Origin of the sequence: Wenzhouxiangella sp. 15190, from assembly GCF_003417465.1 — a bacterium.
Lineage (GTDB): Bacteria > Pseudomonadota > Gammaproteobacteria > Xanthomonadales > Wenzhouxiangellaceae > Wenzhouxiangella.
The window spans coordinates 133,531-153,381 of the sequence record NZ_QVMV01000052.1; the positions used below are offsets into that span (position 1 = coordinate 133,531).

Here is a 19,851-nt window from a genome sequence, read left to right on the forward strand (position 1 = left end):
GGCAGGTCAGCCCGTTTGCTGGTACGGGCGCACCCAGTGGTCTCTTGCGAGACCCGCTGGGGGGTTAAGGCGGCGCATCCCCTGCGCCGCCTTTTTTAATCACATCCGCTCGAAGATGCCGGCCGCGCCCATGCCGGTGCCGACGCACATGGTGACCATGCCGTAGCGCTGGTCGCGTCGGTGCAGGCCGTGGATCAGCTTGGCCGAGAGCACGGCGCCGGTCGCACCCAAGGGGTGGCCCAGGGCAATGGCGCCGCCGAGCGGGTTGACCTTGTCGGGATCGAGCTCGGTGTTCCGGATGACCGCCAGCGCCTGGGCGGCGAAGGCTTCGTTGAGCTCGACCCAGTCGAGATCGTTCTTGCCGATACCGGTCTGCTTGAGCACTTTCGGAATGGCCTCGATCGGGCCGATGCCCATGATTTCCGGCGGGACACCGGCGACCGAGAAACCGCGGAAGACGGCCAGGGGTTTCAGGTTCAATTCCTTGACCACGCGCTCGGAGACGAGGATCAGCGCACCGGCGCCGTCGGACATCTGCGAACTGGTGCCGGCGGTCACGGTACCCTTGGCGTCGAAGACCGTACGCAGCTTGCCCAGCGCCTCGGGTGTGGTGTCGCGGCGCGGCCCTTCGTCGGTGTCGACCACCGTTTCGATCTCGCGAACCGTGCCGTCGGGACCGGGGACGCGATTGGTCACGGTGACCGGACGGATCTCGGTGAACTCGCCGCCGTCGATCGCCTTGATCGCCTTCTGGTGCGAGCGGTAGCCGAACTCGTCCTGGTCCTCGCGTGAGACATCCCATTTCTTCGCCACCTTCTCGGCGGTGATGCCCATGCCGTAGGCAATCGCGACGTTGTCGTCTTCGAACACCTTTGGGTTCATCGCGACCTTGTGGCCCATCATCGGGACCATGGTCATGGTCTCGGTGCCGCCGGCGATCATCACGTCGGCCTCGCCGAGACGAATTCGATCGGCGGCCATGGCGACCGTCTGCAAACCGGAAGAACAGAAGCGGTTGACGGTCACGCCGGGCACATGATCGGGCAGGCCGGCGAGCAGGGCGCCGATTCGGGCGACGTTCATGCCCTGCTCGGCTTCCGGCATGGCGCAGCCGACGATCACGTCCTCGACGCGGGCCGGGTCGAGTTCGGGTACCTCGGCCAGCGATTCGCGGATCACGTGGGCCAGCATGTCGTCGGGACGATAGTTTTTGAAAGCGCCCTTGAACGCCCGGGCGACGGGCGTCCTGACGGCGGCTACTACGTATGCATCACTCATTTCGATATTCCTTTGCCGAATTCATTTGACTGGAACCACGGAAGACACGGAATTCACGGAAGAATATTGATTGTCTTTCTCCGTGTGTTCCGTGATTTCCGTGGTTTCTCTCGAGTTCATGTCTAGCCTTAATTGCGAAGGGGCTTGCCGGTCTTGAGCATGTGCGCCACGCGTTCCTGGGTCTTGTCCATGGCGGCCAGCTTCAGGAAGTGCTCGCGCTCGAGGCGGTGAATCCATTCCTCGTCGACCTGTCCGCCGCGGTCGATCTCGCCGCCGCAAAGCACAGTGGCAATGCGTGAGCCGATCTCGTAGTCGTGCTCGGAGATGAAGTGGCCTTCGAGCATGTTGACCAACAGCATCTTGAGCGTGGCGATGCCGACATCACCGGCGGCCGGGAACTTGCGTCCGGCCAGCGGCGGACGGTAGCCGGCCGCGGCCATGGCACGGATTTCGTGGTGGGCGGCATGCAGCAGTTCGTGTTCGTGCAGCACGATGCGGTCGTGCTCGCGCAGGTAGCCCATCTCGCGCGCTTCCATCGCGGAGCCGGCCACCTGGCCCATGGCGACCTGCTTGTAGCGTTTTTCCAGCAGGGGATGGGTGTCGCCGGCCTTGGTGTCGTCGACGATCTGCATGGCCAGGGTGCCCAGTCCGCCGCCGGCCGGTACCAGGCCCACGCCGGCCTCGACCAGCCCCATGTAGCTTTCCAGATGCGCCACGCGCGTGGCCGTGTGCATGGCCAGTTCCAGGCCGCCGCCCAGGGCCAGGCCGCGCACGGCGGCGACCGTCGGTACGGATGCGTAGCGCAGGCGCAGGTTGGCGGCCTGGAAGCCTGCCACCAGGTCGTGCACGCTGTCGAAGTCGCCCTTCTGGATGGCCTCGGCGGCCGCCTTGAGGTTGGCGCCGGCCGAGAAAGGCCCCTTGGGCTGCCAGATCACCAGGCCCTCGAAGTTCGACTCGGCCCGTTCGACGGCCTCGTCGAGTCCCTCGACCACGCCGTTGTCGATCACCGCCATCTTGCTTTTCAGGCTGGCGATAAGCACGTCGTCTTGCAGCGTCCACAGGCGGATCGAGTCCGTTTCGTGAACGGTCGTGCCGTTGTCGGTTTTCTCTCCCAGCAGACGTACCGGCTGGTACTGGCGCTGGAACACCGGCAGGTCGGGACGCGGCAGGTAGCGCGCCTGGTCGGCGGCCCAGGAGCCTTCCGGCGTGTGCACGGCTTCGATCTGGTTGACCCATTCCGGCAGGTCGGCGTCGACGCCGGTCTTGCCGTCGCTGATGTCCTTCTGGACAAGCTCGGCCATTTTCTGCCAGCCGGCCGACTGCCAGATCTCGAACGGGCCGAGTTTCCAGCCGTAGCCCCAGCGGATCGCCAGGTCGACTTCGCGCGCGCTGTCTGCGATCTCCGCCAGGTGGTAGGCGCAGTAGTGGAAGAGGTCGCGGTGAATCGACCACAGGAACTCGGTGTGCGCGTTCTCGCACCTGGCCAGTTCGGCCAGCTTCTCGCCCGCGTCCTTGATCGCCAGCACTTTCTGCACGTCATCGGGCAGGCTGTAGTCGCTGTCGCGGTAGTCGCCGGACTCGGGGTCGAACACGCGAATGGACTTGCCTTCCTTGCGAAACACGCCCGCGCCGGATTTCTGGCCCAGGGCGCCGGCTTCGATCAGCTTCTGCAGCCATTCGGGCTGTTTGAACCAGTCGTGCCAGGGATCGTCTTCGAGCTGGGCCTGCATGGTATTGATGACATTGCCCATGGTGTCCAGCCCGACGACGTCGGCCAGGCGGAAGGTGGCGCTCTTGGGCCGCCCGATGGCCGGGCCGGTCATGGCGTCGACGGTGTCGAAGCCCAGGCCCAGGCGATCGGCGTGGTGCATCACCGACAGCATGGTGAACATGCCGACCCGATTGCCGATAAAGTTGGCCGTGTCGCGACAGCGCACGACGCCCTTGCCCAGATTGCGGGTGAGGAAATCCTCGAGCAGGTCGAGTACATTGTCGTCGGTGCCGGCATGCGGGATCAGTTCCACCAGGTGCATGTAGCGCGGCGGATTGAAGAAATGTACGCCGCAGAACCGGCCGCGCAGTTTCTCGGGCAGTTCCTTCGACAACTCGGTAATGGAGAGGCCCGAGGTGTTGGAGGCGAAGATCGCGTCGTCGCGAACGTGCGGCGCGAGCTTGCCATAGAGGTCGCGCTTGATGTCCATGCGTTCGGCCACCGCCTCGATGATGAAGTCGCAGTCGGCAAGCTTGTCGAGATCGTCGGCGAAGTTCAGCGGCCGAATGAACTCGACCAGGTCCTTGCTGGCCAGCGGCGCGGGCTTGAGCTTGAGCAGCCCCTGCCGGCCTTTCTCGGCCAGCTGGTTGCGGTCGCCCTCGTCGGAGGGCAGGTCGAAGAGGTCGACCGGAATGCCGGCGGCGGTCAGGTGCGCGGCGATCTGCGCACCCATCACCCCGGCGCCCAGCACCGCGGCACGTCTTACCTTGAGCTTGTGGTCCGTCATATGTGTTCCTTCCAATCCGGATTGGGTGTCAATTAGTCTCTGGAACCACGGAGGACACGGAATTCACGGAGATTCTCTTGCTTGGCTTCCGTGGATTCCGTGCTTTCCGTGGTTCCCGTGTATCTAGCTGGCCTTGGCCACGGGCGGCTGCATGGCCTGCGTGCCGCCGATCTCTTCGGGCGTGAACTCGTCGACGGCGATGACTTTCGCGGTCAGTTCCTGTGCCCGTTTGAGGCCGGTGCCCTGTTCCTCGGTGATCACGCCGGCGGCGACGGCCTTGCTGACCACCTTGTCGACATTGACCGGCGTCGGCACGACCTTGAGTGCGTTGCGCACGGCCATCTCCGCGGGCGCCGCCTCGAGTACGGCCTCGAACGCCTGTGCGAGCAGTCCGGCGCCGTCATCGCCCTTCGACTGGTAGGCGCCGGCAATCAGGCGCTCGCGGCTCGGCGAGACTTCCATCATCAGGCGGGCCATCTTGTGCGTCGTGCGGTCGTCGACCGGATGATGCCGGCGTCCCCAGGGGAACAGCAGCGGACGAAGCACACCGCCCATTCCGGCGACCGGGAAGTTTTGCAGTACACCGAAGATGGCGTTTTCGGCCTGGTGCAGGCTGTCGGCCACGGCCCATTGCACCAGCGGCAGGTCTTCTTCCGGCCGGCCGTCGTCCTCGAAGCGCCGCAGCGCGGTGGAGGCCATGTAGAGGTGCGCCAGCGCGTCGGCCAGGCGGCCCGACAGCTTTTCCTTGAACTTGAACTTGCCGCCCAGGATGAGCAGGCACAGGTCGGCGACCAGGGTGAAGGCGGCGCTGAGCCGGTTGATCTTTCGGTAGAGGCCTGCCGTCGGGCCGGATACGGGCGAGCGGCTGAGTAGTCCGCCGGTCAGCCCCAGCAGGGGCGCACGCACGAAGTTCGAGATCACGAATCCGATGTGACCGAACAGGGCGCTGTCGAAAGCCTTGGCGTCGTCGTCCGCCGCGGACTCCATTTCCTTGAGCAGGTAAGGGTGGCAGCGAATCGCGCCCTGGCCGAAGACGATCATCGAGCGCGTCAGGATATTGGCGCCCTCGACGGTAATGGCCACCGGAATCGATTGCCAGGGAATGGAAAGATAGTTGTTGGGCCCTTCCACCACGGCCTTGCCGCCGTGGACGTCCATGGCGTCGTTGAGTACGCGCCGGTTGGCTTCGGTGAGATAGGCCTTGAGGATGGCCGACAGCACCACCGGCTTCTCGCCGTGGTCGAGCGCGCTGAGCGTGAGCTTGTGCGCGGCCTCCATGCGGTAGGTCTCGCCGGCGATGCGTGCCAGCGGTTCCTCGATGCCTTCGAAATGGCCGATCGGCTGCTTGAACTGGTAGCGCACCCGGGCGTACGCCCCTGTGGTCATGCTGGTGAGCTTGCCGTTGGCCACGCTCTGGGCCGGCAGCGAGATGGCGCGGCCGGCCGCCAGGCAATGCATCAGCATGCGCCAGCCCTGGCCGATGCGCTCCTGTCCGCCGATGATCCAGTCCATCGGGATGAACACGTCCGTGCCCCGGGTCGGGCCGTTGAGGAAGACGCTGCCGCCCGGGATGTGGCGGTCGCCGATCTCCACGCCCGGTGTGTCGGTCGGGATCAGGGCGCAGGTGATGCCCAGGTTCTTCTTGTCGCCCAGGAGGCCGTCGGGGTCCTTCGCCTTGAAGGCCAGGCCCAGAACGGTGGCGACCGGGGCCAGCGTGATGTAGCGCTTGTCCCAGCTTACCCGCAGGCCGAGTACCTCCTCGCCCTTGTAAGTGCCCTTGCAGACGATGCCTTCGTCCGGCATGGCGGCCGCGTCGGATCCGGCCAGCGGGGAGGTGAGGGCGAAACAGGGAATGTCCTCGCCCTTTGCCAGGCGCGGCAGATAGTGGTTCTTCTGCTCGTCGGTGCCGAAGTGCATCAGCAGTTCACCCGGGCCGAGCGAGTTGGGCACCATGACCGAAACCGCCGCCGACAGGCTGCGCGAGGCGATCTTGGTGACCACGGCGCCGTTAGCTTGAGAAGTGAAACCGAGGCCGCCGTACTCCCTGGGGATGATCATGCTCAGGAAGCGCTTGTCACGGATAAACTGCCAGGCTTCAGGCGGCAGGTCCTTGAGTTCGTAGTTGATCTGCCATTCGTCGAGCATGCCGCACAGTTCCTCGACCTCCCCGTCGAGAAAAGCCTGCTCCTCGGCCGAGAGTGCCGGCTTGTCGATGCCGAACAGCTTCTTCCAGCGGGGACGGCCGGAGAACAGTTCGGCGTCCCACCAGACGGTGCCGGCATCGAGCGCCTCGCGCTCGGTATCGGAGATCGGCGGCAGCACCGACTTGAACCAGCCGAACAGACGGTCGGACACGAGAACCCGGCGCAGCGGGCGGATGGCGACCACGGTCAGTGCGACTGCGGCGACCGTATACAGCGTGATCACCGGCCAGGAAGCGGCCTGCCAGATGGTGCCTAGCAGGGCGGCAATCGCGAGCAGCGCGGCCAGCCAGGACGGGGTTCGGAACCAGGCCAGCGCGAGCAGGCCCACGGCGAGTGTGATAATCAACAACCAGGTCATGATGTTGCCTCCAGAGTGCGTCGGGCACTATCGGGGATGCGGTTTTCGAGACTGCCGCGCAGGCCGGCGGCAGCGAACTGAACCAGTTCGGCGGCGATGATGCGGGTGTCCTTCAAGGCCGATTCGGCCATGGTCAGAGTCAATGCACCGACAATGAAATCGAGTTGATGTCGCAGGCGAGTCGGATCTGCGTTCGGCAGTGCCTCGGAAACGGCGTCGGCGAAACGACGCATGACGTGCGCATATTCGGCACGCATTGCTTCGTGCAGGGCTGTGTCACGGTCGGCAAAGGCGCGCAACAGGAGTTGCATGAATCGCTGTCCTTCGGCGTCGCCGCCGCGAGTGAACTCCAGCGCGGGCTCCACGAAAGCGTCGAGCACGGCTTCGAGTTCGGGACGGTCAGTATCGCTTTCGATCGCGTCCAGGCGTTCGAGCCGGGCCGCGTTGAGTGCATCCAGCCGGCGCCGAAAGATCGCCCGGATGAGTTCCTGTTTGGACCCGAAGTAATAGTTGACTGCTGCCAGGTTGGCTTCGGCCGCCTGGGTAATCTGCCGCAGCGTGGTCAGGTGGAATCCCTGGTCGGCGAACAGCCACTCTGCAGCGTCGAGGATGCGATCCCGGGTCGAAATGGCCAATTAAAACGCTCGATTAAAACAACCGTTTTAATCCTACGCTTCCCGGAATCGATGTGCAAGACGGGGAAGGAAAACAGAACAATCTAGCGAGGGAAAACACAGAAAGCACGGAATAAAGAATTTGTGCTATTTCAATTCCGTGATTTCCGTGTCTTCCGTGGTTCCAGGGTTTTTAGAGGCGTCTCAATCGCCCCCGCACTCTGACGGATCGACATCGCGGGTGCTGCGGATGCGTCCCGGATTGGAGACGATCACCGCGCGCGCCTTGTCCGGATCTTCGGGGGCACAAACGCGGATGGTGAGGTTGGTGCCGTAGGCGCCGCCGTGGCCCTGGAAGCGGACCCGGTAACGTCCGGCCGAGTGCATGAGCAAAGATTCCCGTGGTTCGACGACCCGCAGCACGTCCTCGGGCCCGTCAGGCTGGCCTTTCTTTTCGGGATCGAGATAGACGATCCAGCCGATGTCCCAACGATTGCCGCCGGTACAGGCGAGGCCGTTGGAGCTCGGGCAGGCAGCTACCGGCTGGTTGCGGAAAACGGCTTCATGCCGCGCGTAGTTGAGATGGCTGACCAGCTGGTTGGCTGCTGCCGTCAGCCGTTGCTGCGCCATGAAGTTGCCGAGCGCCGGCACGGCAGTGGTGAGTATGACTGCCATTACCGAAACTGCAATCATCAGTTCGATCAGCGTGAGACCGGACTGTCGTTCCGTTGTCATGCGAATCCCCGTTACATTGCGAGCCGTGTGGAACAGCTTCGGCAATCGGTCGGGGATGGCGAAACCGCCAAGTCACCAGCGGTGATGTAGGAGTTTTTCGTTCTGCTGCGTAGTACTGGGGAGCCTCCCGCAAAGGCACCGTCGCGCCCGCGCAGAGTTATTCAGAGGCTCCCTGAATCAATCTTCGGCAGGCTTGCCCTCTTCGAGCGCCTTCACTCGCCGTTCCAGCGCTTCGATGCGCTCGACCAGCGCATCGGTTGACGATGAATCCTCCGTCGCTTCCGGGCGTTGCGCGGTCGCCGGCTCATCGACATCGACCGGTCCGCAGAGCAGGTGCATGTAGCGATCTTCGCGCTGCCCGGGTTGTCGCGGCAGGCGAACCACCAGGGGAGGCGATTTCTGGCCAAGTCGTTCCAGCGTGTAGGCGACTTCGTCGGCGTCTTCGAAGCGATGGATGCGTTCGCTCCGGGTCAGCAATTCATTGACCGTCTGTGGGCCGCGTAACATCAGCAGGGCAACCAGCGCGAGCTGGGCCTTGGTCAGGGAGAGGCCCTTCTCGGCGGTGTGCCGGTAACGTTCAGCGCGCGAGGAGAAGTCATGGCGCACCAGGCCCATGCGTTCGAGTTCGCGCAGGGCCTGGCCGACCCGGCCCGGCTCGAGCTTCATGACGGGCTCGCGGCTGGTTTTCTGGTTGCAGGCCGTCGTCGTGGCGTTGAGCGTCAGTGGGTAGGCGTCCGGCGTGGTCGATTCTTTCTCGATGAGGCAGCCGAGCACTCGCGCCTGCACGGCGTTGAGCCGAAGACCTTCCGATTCCCTGTGGGGAGATTCCGGTGAGTCATCCTGACCTTCGGTTCGGCTCTCGTCGATCAAAGCGCGTCTCCGATACGTTCGACGGCCGTCTTCAGCGTGTCGAGGCCGCAGGCAAAGGACAGGCGCAGATGGCCGACGGTGCCGAAGGCGCTACCGGGCACGGAGGCGACCAGCGCCTTTTCGAGCAGGTGCTCGGCTAACTCGATGTCGTCGCTCAGGCCCAGATTCTCGATCGCGCCGCTGAAATCGGCAAAGGCGTAGAACGCGCCTTCGCCGGGCTCGCAGTTCACGCCCGGCAGTTCGTTGAGCGCCGGGATCAGCCAGTCGTGGCGCTCCTTGAAGGCTTGGCACATCTCGCCCACGCAACTCTGGTCGCCGTTGAGTGCAGCAACCGCCGCGGCCTGGCTGACCGAGCTCGGATTGGAAGTGCTCTGGCCCTGGATCTTCTTCATTTCCTTGATGACCTCGGCCGGGCCGGCGGTGTAGCCGATGCGCCAGCCGGTCATCGCGTAGGCCTTGGAAACGCCGTTGACCACCAGCGTGCGCTCCCTCAGGCCCGGTACCACCTGGGCAAGGGTGGAAAACGGTTCATCGGCCCACCAGATGTGTTCGTAGATGTCGTCGGTGCAGACGACGATTTTCGGATGCTCGAGCAACACCTCGCCGATGGCGGCCAGTTGCTCGCGCGTGTAGGCGCGGCCACTGGGGTTGCTCGGGGAGTTGAGAACCAGCAGGCGCGTCTGCTCGGTGATCGTGGCCTCGAGCTGAGCGGGGCTCACCAGGTAATTGTTCTTGGCCGAGGTGTTGAGGATCACCGGCGCGCCGCCGGCCAGCCGCGCCATGTCGGGGTAGGACACCCAGTAGGGCGCGGGGATCAGTACTTCGTCGCCCTCGCCGATCAGGGCCTGCATCAGGTTGTAAAGGCTCTGCTTGGCGCCGGTGGAGGCGAGGATCTGGTTCGGCTCGTAGCTGAGTTCGTTGTCGCGCTGGAACTTCGAGATGACGGCCTGCTTGAGTTCCGGCGTACCGTCGACCGGCGTGTAGCGCGTCTGGCCGGCCTCGATGGCCTCGGCCGCCGCTTTGCGAATATGCGCCGGCGTGTCGAAATCGGGCTCGCCCATGCTCAGCGAAATCACGTCCTTGCCGGCGGCCTTGAGTTCGGCAGCCTTGGCCGCCATTGCAATGGTGGCCGATGGCTTGACCTGGCTGACGCGCGATGCAAATCGGAAAGTCACGATACAACTCCCTACTGGATTCCTGTGGCGCGGCCGATCACGGCCGCTATCGGATGAACCATTATAATCGCCCTGCCATGTCGACGAGTGATTACGGTCAATGAACAAGCGTTTCCGCATGGCGTCGAGCTACGAGCCGGCCGGCGACCAGCCGACTGCCATCGATACGCTGGTCAAAGGGCTCGGCGCCGGGCAGTCGCACCAGACGTTGCTCGGGGTAACGGGTTCGGGCAAGACCTTCACCATGGCCAACGTGATCGAGCGCGTCCAGCGCCCCGCCCTGGTGATGGCGCCCAACAAGACCCTGGCCGCGCAACTCTACGGCGAGTTCAAGGCCTTCTTTCCCGACAATGCCGTCGAGTACTTCGTCAGCTATTACGACTACTACCAGCCCGAGGCCTACGTGCCGTCGTCGGACACCTTCATCGAGAAGGATGCCTCGATCAACGAGCACATCGAGCAGATGCGCCTGTCGGCGACCAAGGCCCTGCTCGAGCGGCCCGATTCGCTGATCGTTGCCACCGTCTCTTCCATCTACGGCCTGGGCGATCCCAGCTCCTTCCTCAAGATGACCCTCCCGTTGAAGGTGGGCGAGCGCATGCCCCAGCGCGAGATCCTGCGGCGCCTGGCCGAAATGCAGTACTCGCGCAATGACTTCGAGCTGCGGCGCGGCACCTACCGCGTGCGCGGCGAGGTCATCGACATGTTCCCGGGCGATTCGGAGATGGAGGCCGTGCGCGTCGAGCTGTTCGATGACGAAATCGAGCGCGTGAGTTTCTTCGATCCGCTGACCGGGGAAGTGCACGAGAAGACCGACGAACTGACGATCTTCCCCAAGACCCATTACGTCACGCCCCGCCAGGTCGTGCTCGACGCCGTCGAGGCGATCAAGGCCGAACTCAAGGAACGCCTCGAGCAACTGGAACAGGCCGGCAAGCTGCTCGAGGCGCAGCGTCTCAAGCAGCGCACCGAGTTCGATATCGAGATGATGCTCGAGCTCGGCTATTGTCAGGGCATCGAGAACTACTCGCGTCATCTCACCGGCCGGCAACCCGGCGATCCGCCGCCGACCCTGTTCGACTACCTGCCCAAGGACTCGATGCTGATCGTCGACGAGTCGCACGTGACGATTCCCCAGATCGGCGGTATGTACCGCGGCGACCGCGCCCGCAAGGAAACCCTGGTCGAATACGGATTCCGGTTGCCGTCGGCGATGGACAACCGGCCGCTTACTTTCGAGGAGTTCGAGGAACGCGCCCCGCAGATGGTCCTGGTTTCGGCCACCCCGAGGCAGTGGGAGTTCGATCATTCCCAGACCGTGGCCGAACAGGTCGTGCGTCCCACCGGGCTCGTCGACCCGGAAGTGGAGGTTCGTCCGGTGTCCAGCCAGGTCGACGACCTGCTTTCGGAAATTCGCGATCGGGTCGGGCAGGGCGACCGCGTGCTGGTGACCACGCTGACCAAACGCATGGCCGAGAACCTGACCGAATACCTGGCCGAGCACGATGTGCGCGTGCGCTACCTGCATTCCGATATCGACACGGTCGAGCGCGTGGAGATCATTCGCGACCTGCGGCTGGGCGCGTTCGACGTCCTGGTCGGCATCAACCTGCTGCGCGAGGGCCTGGACATGCCCGAGGTCTCGCTGGTGGCGATTCTGGACGCCGACAAGGAAGGCTTCCTGCGCTCGGAAGGCTCACTGATCCAGACCATCGGCCGGGCGGCGCGCAACGTGCGCGGCAAGGCGATTCTCTATGCCGAGAAGATCACCAACTCGATGCAACGAGCGATCGAGGAGACCGAACGCCGACGCAACAAGCAGATCGCGCACAACGAGGAACAAGGCATTACGCCGCAGACCATCGTCAAGAACATCGAGGACATCATGGCCGACGCCCAGCAGATGCCGGGCAAGAAGAAGCCGGCGCGCAAGGTAGCCGAGGAGCGCCAGTCGGATTACGCGGTCGAGCCGGTTTCTCCCGCCGATGCCGCGAAGGAAATCGCGAAGCTGGAGAAGGAGATGTTTCAGGCGGCGGAAGACCTCGAGTTCGAGAAGGCGGCCGAGATCCGCGATCGGATCCACAAGATTCGCGAGCAGGGCTTCAAGGTCGCGACCTGATTCCTGCCGGGGTCTCCCTTGAATTGTTCCTGAAGTGAGTGCAGTACTGTTGTTGTCATCATTAATAACTGGAGTTGAAGAATGGCCATCAGTGACAAGCACATCGCGATTCTCGCCGAAGACGGCTACCAGGAACTGGAACTGCATTATCCGCGGCTCAGGCTGATCGAGGCCGGCGCGCGGGTGTCGGTTCTGGGCGCCGGCAAGGACGAATACCACAGCGGCAAGGGTTATGCCGTCAGCGTTGACGCGAACGCCGCCGACGTCAGGGCGGAAGATTTCGATGCGGTGGTGATACCGGGCGGGATGGCGCCGGACAAGATGCGTCGTCACGAGGCGATGGTCGACCTGGTGCGGGCGCTGCACGACGCCGGCAAGCCGGTGGCCTGGATCTGCCATGCCGGATGGGTGCCGGTATCCGCCGATATCGTCCGCGGCCGTCGCGTCACGTCCTTTCCCTCGATTCGCGACGACATGGTCAATGCGGGCGCCGATTGGGTCGACGAGGAAGTGGTCGTTGACGGCAATCTGATCAGCAGCCGCGTGCCCGACGACCTGCCGGCCTTCTGCAAGGCCATCCTCGCCGCGCTGGAGAATTGATCCTACCTTGAGCGGCAGCGGTAGATGATGAACCGCCGCTCGCCGTCCTGAACGGGTCCGTCGGCCACGATGGTGTCGCCGGTCATGTCCCAGGCGCTGTTGCGGGCGAGATCGGCAAGTTCGGCCTCGACCTTGCCCGGGCTGCGCTCGACGCCCGCGACGCGCTCGCGCACGGAAGTCGTGGTCGTGCCCAGGCGTTCGCAGTTGGTGACCCTCGACGGTTCGACCAGGCGTACGCCTTCGGCGCCGCGCTCCAGTTTGACCCAGCTGCAGCCGGCGGTCAGGAGCGCAACCGCGGTGCCGGCAATCAGTGCTTTTTTCATTCGGTATAACCTCTGGATGTCCGGGTGACGGCGAAGGCATCACGATAGGGCGCGGGTGCCCGGGCGTCAACGCTCGCAACGCGGGGGAGATGTGTCCGGGCCTGCGGTCAGGCCCGGACTGCGCGATGGATCAGAACTGGTAATCGACGCCGACCATGCCGGTGCGCGGCTTGTTGGGCCGGGCGCCGTCGGGCAGGCGCGAGATGATCACCTGGCGGTCGAGCAGATTGGTTACCTTGACGAAGGCGGTCATGGCATCGGTGACGGCATAGCGCGAGATCCAGTCGACCACGAACAGCGATTCGGTGCGGTCGAAGGGTTCGTCGGCGCGATTGCAGCCGACCTGGATGCAGGTCTCGTCCATGTACTTGGCCACGAAGTGGTTGTCCCACCCGCTGGCGTGCTCCAGGCCGAGGCGCAGGCTGAAGAGATGCTCCGGAATGTCGGCCAGTTCGTCGCCGTCGGACACGCCGGTGACGGGATTGTCCTCGCTGATCTCGGCGCTGGAATAGGTGTAGTTGAAGCTCAGCGGAATGTCCAGGCCGTCGGTACGCCACTCGTTGCCGATCTGGAACTCGACGCCCTTGACCACAGCCTCGCCGGTGACGAAGCTGCCGCTGGTGGCGCCGTTGCTGCAGGGGCTGGCGACCGAGCAGACTTCGGCCTGATTTTCGAAGTCACTGAGAAAGCCCACCAGCTCGACAAAGAGGTCGTCGCGAAAATGGCGCAGGCCCAGTTCGTAGTTAACGCTGGTCTCCGGCTCGTCGTTTTCGGTGGCGCCGCCACTGAGCGGGGCGAAGCCGCGATGTACGCCGGCGAGAAGTTGGTATTGGTCGGTGAAATCCCATGTCATGGACGCGCCGGGCAGCCATTCGGCGGCCGAGCTGCTGCGGCGCGCGGGATCGGTGCTGCGATCCGGGGTGTCGAACTGGCGCCGGAAGGTGTCGGCGTCTTCGTAGCGCAGGGCCAGGTCGAGCTTGACGTCCGGGCTCACCTGCCATTCGTCCAGGGCCCAGAAGGACACGGCGTCGGCACCTTCGAGGCGATTGTTGCTCCCGGTCGGGGCGATGGTGTCCTGGAACACCAGGCTGCCGTTGATCTGGTCGTAGACGTCAATCGGCTGGAAGCGATCCATGCGGTCGCTATGGTCACGCACGCCAAACTGCAGTTGATGGTCGCCGATCATTGCATCAACGCCCAGTTCCAGCCCGTAGGACTCGTACTCGCGGTTGTTGTTCTTGTATTGCAGGCCTGAAAAGTCCAGGTCACCGTGCAGAACAGCCAGTGCGTCGGCATCGCCGGCGTTGGCGGCGTCGAGCAGGGATCCGATACCCGACTTGAACCAGTTGCGCGCGAACTCGTTGTAGTAGGCCAGGGCCGAGAATGTGACGCGGCTGGAGAGGTCGAAGTCCCAGGCCAGCGAAAAGCCCTGGTGGTCGTTGTTCATCTGGTCAATATCCGAGAGGCCGTAACGGCGGTTCGCATCGCGCTCGAAATCCGTGTCGGTCAGTCCGGCATAGGTCTCGTTGGAGGTCTCCTCGGAATATTGCGCCTTGGCCAGCAGGCTCTGGCGCTCTCCGGTCCAGCCGAACTTGAGGATGTAGCTTTGGATATCGAAGCCCGTATCCCGGTTGCTGCGGTCGATGTCCTTGAAGCCGTCGCTATTGCGGTACACGGTATCGACCAGCCAGCCGAAGTCGCCCTCGCGGCCGCCGACCCAGGCGTGGGTGTTGTGCTCGCTGTTCTCACCCAGGGTGGTGACAATGCGGCCACTGGTATCGGATGGAATGGGCGTGGTGACGAGGTTGATGACCCCACCGGTGGTTTGCGGACCGTAGCGGAGCAGGGGGGCGCCCTTGAGCACCTCCACGGCTTGCATCTGGAAGGCCTGAGGAAAGTAATAGGCGGCTGGGTTGGAATAGGGCGCCGGGGCGATCATCACCCCGTCCTCGAGCAACGTGACCTTGCTCGAGCGCCCGCCGGCGGCGGCGCGAATGCCGATGTTGGGGCGTAGCCCCTCGCCGTCTTCCTCGCGGATGTAGACGCCAGGCACGGTCTTGAGCAGCTGGTTGACGTCGGTCTGCTGCTCGACTTCCATCTGCTGCGGGTCGACGACGGCACTGGTGCCCGCCAGGCGTCGTGCATCCTCCCTTGTGCCGATGATTCGGACGCGGTCGAGGATGATTTGCAGGTTTTGCTGCGTTGTCTGTGCAGCAGCGTTCTCTTCTTGGTTCTGCTTCTCCCGTTCGGGCTCGGCAGATTGGCCAACGGCGGCGGTGGTGGCGAGTGCGAGCGCAATCGCCGCGAGCGAGCGGTGTTTCATCGGTCGTCAATCCTTCGGTTGTGGAACTGAGAATCGATAGTCTAAACGCAAATCATTCTCAGGCGCAATACCAATATCCTCCTTGGACTTCCGATAGGGGCGCTGCAGATTCCTCGTTCTGAGGCAATGGATCGAGCTTGAGAAGTTCCAAATCTCAAGCACCAAATATCAAACAAATTCGAATGACCGAATATTTAATGACCGAAACGGGCATGGAGCCAAAATGACAAGCCTGTGCGGATGGGCAGGCGGGGTTCCCATATGCACGGCCGGCGAGGGCCGAGCCGATCCGGGATGAATTGGCCGCCCCTCGGTTTAGGTCATTGGAATTTCGTTCATTGAAAATTGTTTGATATTTGGTGCTTGTGATTTGGTGCTTGCCGTAACAACAAGCTAGGGTGACGGCGGATGTCGCCGTTGATCGCGCTGCCACAGCATCCAGATGATCAGCGATGCCAGCGCCGTATAGAGCGTCCAGGCGTGCTGATCACCGAAGCGCAGACTACCGACCATGGCGATGATGCAGCCCAGACCGCTGAGCACTGAAACGGTTATCGGGTGATGATCCAGCGCTCGCTGCGTTCGCAGACGCACCGCGACAAAGACCAGCGGTGCCCCGGCGGCCAGGCCCGGGCCGATGACGAAGGGCCAGGCAGCCCCCTGCCAGAGGGCGGCAATCGCCCCGGCCGTCAGTGCGGCCAGGGCGACAAGGGTGAGTGGCGTCGGTATCAAGTGTCGGTGGCGCGGCGCCGGAACCACACGGCACCGGCCAGTAGGGCCAGGGCGATGAGCAGGCCGATCCACATGCCGGGGCGCAGCAGGAAGTCGAGGCTGTTGGAGAAGCTCATGAACACGTCCTCGCTGAAGGTGACGTCGCCCATGTCGACCTGGCCATTCCTGGATTCCACTTGCCAGCCGATGTTGCTGGGAATGAGGCCGCTGCCCAGGCGTTCGAGCACAATCCTGCCCAGATTGAACTGGGGCAGGCTAAAGCTCGAAAGCATGCTCCAGGCATGTTGCAACAACGAGATCGCGGCCGGAACGGCGACCGCGACCAGGATGGGTACGCGCGGTGCCCAGGAAGAACAGAACACCAGCCAGGCGTAAATCGGCATCAGCCAGAGCCCCTGCACCAGCAGACCCAGCGCCATGACGAGCCATAGCCTGGGCAGGCTGGCCGGCAGCCAGAACTCCGTGATGGGATTGATGCCTGCCATCAGGCCGTAGCCCGAAGCGATCAGGAGAACCAGCAGCTGGGTGACGATGGCGGCCAGCAGGTAGATAGCCGGGGCGAGCAGCCAGGCGGTCAGCACCTTCGAGCCCACGGTCATGCTGTCGGAGATCGGCAGCGACTTCCAGAAAAGGATCGAGCGGTCCTTTCGTTCGTCGTAAAGGCAACTCGAAAGATAGAAGAGCAACACCAGAATGAGCAACTGCAGGAAAAGGCCCGACACCGCGAACAGGGCTCCGGTCACGAACAGTCGCTTCTGGTCTTCCGGTACATCGGCGAACTGTCGGATGGCATCCAGTGTGAAGGCCATCTCGTTGTCGAAGCGCGAGCCCAGGATCAGCCCGAAAACGATGAAGAAGAGGATCAGGCCCAGAATGATGATGGGCGCCCATTTGAACGCGCCTGGACTTTCCCAGAGCTCGCGGCGCATCAATGTCCACATGTTCGAAATCGCGCGTGTGCTCATGCTGCTTCCTCCGCACCGGCGTTGTCTTCGTATTCCTCGCCCATCAGGGCAACGAACAGGTCGGCTACGCTGGGTCGATGCAGCTCGCCGATCTCGTTCAGGCGGTCGATATCGCCGCCATCGAACAGAAAGATGTGACGGCCGAAGAGCACGCGTTCGTGCAGGGGATTCATGGCGCGTGCCTCTTCGACATGATCCGGCTTGACCATGACCTCGCGGTAGCGCTCGTGGACGGCGTCCATGGTGGCGTTGACCACCAGCTTGCCGTCCTTGATGAACAGCAGGTCGGTGAGAATGTGTTCGACTTCCTCGACCTGGTGGGTGGTGATGAGGATCGTGCGCTCCTCGTCGAAGTATTCGTTGAGTAGATTGGAGTAGAAACGCTTGCGAAACAGAATGTCCAGGCCCAGGGTGGGTTCGTCGAGCACCAGCAGCTTGGCGTCGATGGCCATCACCAGGGCGAGGTGAAGCTGCACGACCATGCCCTTGGACAGGGCCTTGACCTTCGTCTTCGGTTTGACCTTGGTGTTCTTGAGATAATGCATGCAGCGCTCACGCGAGAAGCGCGGGTGGAGCCGTTCGGTCATTTCGATGACCTGCCAGACCCGCGCCCAGCGAGGCAGTACGGCGACGTCGGCAATGAAGCACACATCCTCCATCAGCCGATCGCGGTCCTTGTCGGGCTTTCGGCCCAGCACCTCGAGCTCACCGCTGTAGCCGGTCAAGCCGAGTATGGCCTTCAGCGCCGTGGTCTTGCCGGCACCGTTGGGGCCGATCAGGCCGACGATGCGTCCGGACGGAATTTCCAGGTCGATACCGTCGACAGCCCTGTTGTTGCCGTAATATCGCTTCAAATCCCGGGCATGAATGGTCAAACTCATGACTTGCTCTCCTCTTTATCGCGTGCGGCTAGCAGATCCTCGATCGACAGACCGAGCTTGTCGATCCGCTGCGCCAGTCGCGGCCATTCTTCGTTGAGAAATCGCTTGCGTTCACTTGCCAACAGCATGCCGCGTGCACCCTCGCGCACGAACATGCCGACACCCCGGCGCTTTTCCACCAGTTCGTCGTCAACCAGTGACTGATAGGCCTTGGAGACCGTCAGCGGATTGATCTGGAAGTCTACCGCCACCTGCCGCACGGACGGGAGCGGTTGGCCTTCCTTCAGGGTGCCGTCAAGAATGGCGGCCACGGTCTTTTCCCGCAGCTGCCAGTAGATCGGCTGGTTGTCGTCCCAGCGCGCTTCGATCATGGGCGCGACAGGCCCGAGAACCAGGGCAGCAGGCGGAGATTGGAATCGCCGCCCGAGCTGGACCCGCCGGCCTGCTCGCGCTGCGTCACCGCGTTTGATTCGGAAGTGACCGCTTCGGCTCGATCCACGGGTTCGGCCCGCTCGGCCTGAAGCTGCTCTTCGATACCCGAGCGATCGACGGTAAAGGACAACGCCAGGCACACTGCGGCGGCGATCAGCGCCAGTCGATGGGGTATGACGAGTGTTCGGCGTTTCGAAATCGGCAACATGGTCAGCTCCTTCAGCTGTCGTGTTGGTGTACTAGTCTAGTAAAACACCACCACAGAGTCAAGCCCCCCGGAGGATTCGGGACTCGTGAGTGATCTGGTAAACTCCCGCGATTGAACCGACTGCCATTCGGCTGGTCACAGGCAAACTCGAAAAGCCCATTTTCCCAAGGAGATTGTTTCCATGAAGATTGCCCGAATTCTGGCCGGCTCCGTGCTGGTTGCAAGCGCTTCGACCGCGGCCCTGGCCGAAGACGAAGCCCTCGAAACACCCGAAGACCGCTTGAGTTACACCATCGGCATGGATATCGGCGGTTCTCTGGCCGAGCAGGATATGGATCTCGATCTCGATCTGCTGATCGAAGCCCTGCGCGCCAGTTACAACGGTGAGGAAACGCGCCTGACCGAGGAAGAAGCCCTGGCCGAGCGCGAAGCCTTCATGCAGCGCCGCCAGCAGCAGATGGAGTCCCAGCGCGAGGAAGAAGGTGCTGCCAACCGCGAGGCCGGCGAAGCCTTCCTGGCCGAAAACGCCGAGCGTGACGACGTCATGGTGACCGATTCCGGACTGCAGTACCGCGTGATCGAGGAAGGCGACGGCGACAGCCCGGCTGCTGAGGATCAGGTAACCGTCCACTACAAGGGCACGCTGATCGACGGCACCCAGTTCGATAGCTCCTACGACCGTGGCGAGCCGGCGACCTTTGCGCTTAACCAGGTCATCCCCGGCTGGACCGAAGGCCTGCAACTGATGTCCGAGGGTGGCAAGTACGAATTCTTCATCCCCTCCGAGCTGGCTTACGGAGACCAGGGTCGCCCCGGCCCGATCGGCCCGAACTCGACCCTGATTTTCGAAGTCGAGCTGCTCGAAGTGGCCGACAGCGAGTCCCAGGAATCCCAGGAATAAGCGACGACTCGAACGCCATGGGGACTTTGCAGGATGCCCTGCTAAAGGCAGGGCTGGCCGACGAAAAGCAGGCCGAAAAGGACCGGCGTCGGGGCAAGCCCGGCGCCGGTGATTCCGGCCCGAAGAAGGCCCGCGGCAGCGCGCCGGCCAAGAAGAAAAAGCGCGCGGCGGGAGCAACCGGGAAGAAGGGTGCCGATTCGGACCTGGCACGAGCCTATGCCGCCAGGCGCAAGGCCGAAGTGCAGGAAAAGGAAGCTGAAAAGCAGCGTCGTGTTGCCGAGCAGGAAGAGCGGCGCAGGCGCAATCTACAGCTCGACGAGATCCTCAAGGGCAACACCCTCAACCGCAAGGAAGCCGAGGTGCCGCGCTATTTCGAGCACATGGGGCGTATCCGCCGTGTACTGTGCACCCCCGAGCAGCGTGATCAACTCAACAACGGCGAGATCGGCGTGGTTAACCTGCGCGGTTCCTATTTGCTGGTTCCGCTCGAGACCCTCGAGAAATACCGCGAAGTCGCCCCGGACCTGGTCCCCAGCCTGGAAGGTCGCGAAGAGCCCGAGGACGACGGCAGCCACTATCCGCCGGTGCCGGACGACCTGGTCTGGTAAAGGAAGTTTTCAGGTTTCAGGGTTCAG

Annotated in this window: 18 protein-coding genes; 4 read left to right on the forward strand and 14 right to left on the reverse strand. The window is 63.3% G+C overall.

Annotation, left to right across the window (positions count from 1 at the left end):
* Positions 1-99: 99 nt before the first annotated feature.
* The 7 genes from DZK26_RS13190 to DZK26_RS13220 all read right to left on the reverse strand — a co-directional run bounded on the left by DZK26_RS13190 (position 100) and on the right by DZK26_RS13220 (position 9,732).
* Positions 100-1,278: an acetyl-CoA C-acyltransferase gene (locus tag DZK26_RS13190; RefSeq protein WP_116899226.1), complete on the reverse strand. Its 1,179-nt coding sequence runs from the start codon at positions 1,276-1,278 to the stop codon at positions 100-102.
* 128 nt (positions 1,279-1,406) lie between these two features.
* Positions 1,407-3,776 (reverse strand): 3-hydroxyacyl-CoA dehydrogenase/enoyl-CoA hydratase family protein, encoded by a 2,370-nt coding sequence (locus tag DZK26_RS13195; RefSeq protein WP_116899225.1) that lies wholly within the window; start codon positions 3,774-3,776, stop codon positions 1,407-1,409.
* A gap of 123 nt (positions 3,777-3,899) precedes the next feature.
* Positions 3,900-6,338: an acyl-CoA dehydrogenase gene (locus tag DZK26_RS13200; protein ID WP_181918496.1), complete on the reverse strand. Its 2,439-nt coding sequence runs from the start codon at positions 6,336-6,338 to the stop codon at positions 3,900-3,902.
* On the reverse strand, positions 6,335-6,973 hold the full coding sequence (locus DZK26_RS13205; protein WP_116899223.1) for a TetR/AcrR family transcriptional regulator: 639 nt from the start codon (positions 6,971-6,973) through the stop codon (positions 6,335-6,337). Before DZK26_RS13205 ends, DZK26_RS13200 begins: the two co-directional genes overlap by 4 nt.
* A gap of 183 nt (positions 6,974-7,156) precedes the next feature.
* On the reverse strand, positions 7,157-7,687 hold the full coding sequence (locus tag DZK26_RS13210) for a GspH/FimT family pseudopilin (RefSeq protein WP_116899366.1): 531 nt from the start codon (positions 7,685-7,687) through the stop codon (positions 7,157-7,159).
* 177 nt (positions 7,688-7,864) lie between these two features.
* Positions 7,865-8,557 carry a YceH family protein gene (locus DZK26_RS13215; protein WP_258870899.1) on the reverse strand — a complete coding sequence of 231 codons (693 nt, stop codon included), beginning with the start codon at positions 8,555-8,557 and terminating at the stop codon, positions 7,865-7,867.
* Positions 8,554-9,732: a pyridoxal phosphate-dependent aminotransferase gene (locus DZK26_RS13220; protein WP_116899222.1), complete on the reverse strand. Its 1,179-nt coding sequence runs from the start codon at positions 9,730-9,732 to the stop codon at positions 8,554-8,556. The genes DZK26_RS13215 and DZK26_RS13220 overlap by 4 nt, the downstream gene beginning before the upstream one ends.
* Positions 9,733-9,832: 100 nt before the next feature.
* Here DZK26_RS13220 and uvrB point away from each other — a divergent pair, with 100 nt between their 5' ends.
* Entirely contained in the window at positions 9,833-11,851 is a 2,019-nt protein-coding gene (gene uvrB / locus DZK26_RS13225) for an excinuclease ABC subunit UvrB (protein WP_116899221.1), read from the forward strand.
* Between the two features lie 81 nt (positions 11,852-11,932).
* Positions 11,933-12,451: a type 1 glutamine amidotransferase domain-containing protein gene (locus DZK26_RS13230; RefSeq protein ID WP_116899220.1), complete on the forward strand. Its 519-nt coding sequence runs from the start codon at positions 11,933-11,935 to the stop codon at positions 12,449-12,451.
* 2 nt (positions 12,452-12,453) lie between these two features.
* On the opposite strand, the gene DZK26_RS13235 is transcribed toward DZK26_RS13230, so the two are convergent.
* From DZK26_RS13235 to DZK26_RS13265, 7 genes are all read right to left on the reverse strand, one after another.
* On the reverse strand, positions 12,454-12,774 hold the full coding sequence (locus DZK26_RS13235; RefSeq protein ID WP_116899219.1) for a DUF4156 domain-containing protein: 321 nt from the start codon (positions 12,772-12,774) through the stop codon (positions 12,454-12,456).
* Positions 12,775-12,904: 130 nt separating this feature from the next.
* The gene (locus DZK26_RS13240; protein WP_116899218.1) at positions 12,905-15,097 is read right to left on the reverse strand and encodes a TonB-dependent receptor domain-containing protein; all 2,193 of its coding nucleotides are present in this window, start codon (positions 15,095-15,097) and stop codon (positions 12,905-12,907) included.
* 393 nt (positions 15,098-15,490) lie between these two features.
* The gene (locus DZK26_RS13245) at positions 15,491-15,829 is read right to left on the reverse strand and encodes a hypothetical protein (protein ID WP_116899217.1); all 339 of its coding nucleotides are present in this window, start codon (positions 15,827-15,829) and stop codon (positions 15,491-15,493) included.
* Positions 15,826-16,794 (reverse strand): hypothetical protein, encoded by a 969-nt coding sequence (locus tag DZK26_RS13250; protein WP_147306718.1) that lies wholly within the window; start codon positions 16,792-16,794, stop codon positions 15,826-15,828. Before DZK26_RS13250 ends, DZK26_RS13245 begins: the two co-directional genes overlap by 4 nt.
* Positions 16,791-17,675: an ABC transporter ATP-binding protein gene (locus DZK26_RS13255; protein ID WP_116899215.1), complete on the reverse strand. Its 885-nt coding sequence runs from the start codon at positions 17,673-17,675 to the stop codon at positions 16,791-16,793. Before DZK26_RS13255 ends, DZK26_RS13250 begins: the two co-directional genes overlap by 4 nt.
* Positions 17,672-18,046 carry a GntR family transcriptional regulator gene (locus DZK26_RS13260; RefSeq protein ID WP_220337264.1) on the reverse strand — a complete coding sequence of 125 codons (375 nt, stop codon included), beginning with the start codon at positions 18,044-18,046 and terminating at the stop codon, positions 17,672-17,674. The genes DZK26_RS13255 and DZK26_RS13260 overlap by 4 nt, the downstream gene beginning before the upstream one ends.
* The gene (locus tag DZK26_RS13265) at positions 18,043-18,315 is read right to left on the reverse strand and encodes a hypothetical protein (protein WP_116899214.1); all 273 of its coding nucleotides are present in this window, start codon (positions 18,313-18,315) and stop codon (positions 18,043-18,045) included. The genes DZK26_RS13260 and DZK26_RS13265 overlap by 4 nt, the downstream gene beginning before the upstream one ends.
* Positions 18,316-18,496: 181 nt before the next feature.
* On the opposite strand from DZK26_RS13265, the gene DZK26_RS13270 reads away from it, so the two are divergent.
* Together DZK26_RS13270 and DZK26_RS13275 are read left to right on the forward strand one after the other, a co-directional pair.
* Positions 18,497-19,216: an FKBP-type peptidyl-prolyl cis-trans isomerase gene (locus DZK26_RS13270; RefSeq protein WP_116899213.1), complete on the forward strand. Its 720-nt coding sequence runs from the start codon at positions 18,497-18,499 to the stop codon at positions 19,214-19,216.
* Positions 19,217-19,233: 17 nt separating this feature from the next.
* The gene (locus DZK26_RS13275; protein ID WP_116899212.1) at positions 19,234-19,824 is read left to right on the forward strand and encodes a DUF2058 domain-containing protein; all 591 of its coding nucleotides are present in this window, start codon (positions 19,234-19,236) and stop codon (positions 19,822-19,824) included.
* Positions 19,825-19,851 lie beyond the last annotated feature (27 nt).

What these genes read in the sequence shown, in the direction of transcription:
- DZK26_RS13275 (WP_116899212.1), top strand. Translation starts at nt 19,234, where the DNA reads ATGGGGACTTTGCAGGATGCCCTGCTAAAGGCAGGGCTGGCCGACGAA.
- DZK26_RS13235 (WP_116899219.1), bottom strand. Translation starts at nt 12,774, where the DNA reads ATGAAAAAAGCACTGATTGCCGGCACCGCGGTTGCGCTCCTGACCGCC.
- DZK26_RS13260 (WP_220337264.1), bottom strand. Translation starts at nt 18,046, where the DNA reads ATGATCGAAGCGCGCTGGGACGACAACCAGCCGATCTACTGGCAGCTG.
- uvrB (WP_116899221.1), top strand. Translation starts at nt 9,833, where the DNA reads ATGAACAAGCGTTTCCGCATGGCGTCGAGCTACGAGCCGGCCGGCGAC.
- DZK26_RS13255 (WP_116899215.1), bottom strand. Translation starts at nt 17,675, where the DNA reads ATGAGTTTGACCATTCATGCCCGGGATTTGAAGCGATATTACGGCAAC.
- DZK26_RS13265 (WP_116899214.1), bottom strand. Translation starts at nt 18,315, where the DNA reads ATGTTGCCGATTTCGAAACGCCGAACACTCGTCATACCCCATCGACTG.
- DZK26_RS13240 (WP_116899218.1), bottom strand. Translation starts at nt 15,097, where the DNA reads ATGAAACACCGCTCGCTCGCGGCGATTGCGCTCGCACTCGCCACCACC.
- DZK26_RS13195 (WP_116899225.1), bottom strand. Translation starts at nt 3,776, where the DNA reads ATGACGGACCACAAGCTCAAGGTAAGACGTGCCGCGGTGCTGGGCGCC.
- DZK26_RS13250 (WP_147306718.1), bottom strand. Translation starts at nt 16,794, where the DNA reads ATGAGCACACGCGCGATTTCGAACATGTGGACATTGATGCGCCGCGAG.
- DZK26_RS13190 (WP_116899226.1), bottom strand. Translation starts at nt 1,278, where the DNA reads ATGAGTGATGCATACGTAGTAGCCGCCGTCAGGACGCCCGTCGCCCGG.
- DZK26_RS13230 (WP_116899220.1), top strand. Translation starts at nt 11,933, where the DNA reads ATGGCCATCAGTGACAAGCACATCGCGATTCTCGCCGAAGACGGCTAC.
- DZK26_RS13210 (WP_116899366.1), bottom strand. Translation starts at nt 7,687, where the DNA reads ATGACAACGGAACGACAGTCCGGTCTCACGCTGATCGAACTGATGATT.
- DZK26_RS13270 (WP_116899213.1), top strand. Translation starts at nt 18,497, where the DNA reads ATGAAGATTGCCCGAATTCTGGCCGGCTCCGTGCTGGTTGCAAGCGCT.
- DZK26_RS13200 (WP_181918496.1), bottom strand. Translation starts at nt 6,338, where the DNA reads ATGACCTGGTTGTTGATTATCACACTCGCCGTGGGCCTGCTCGCGCTG.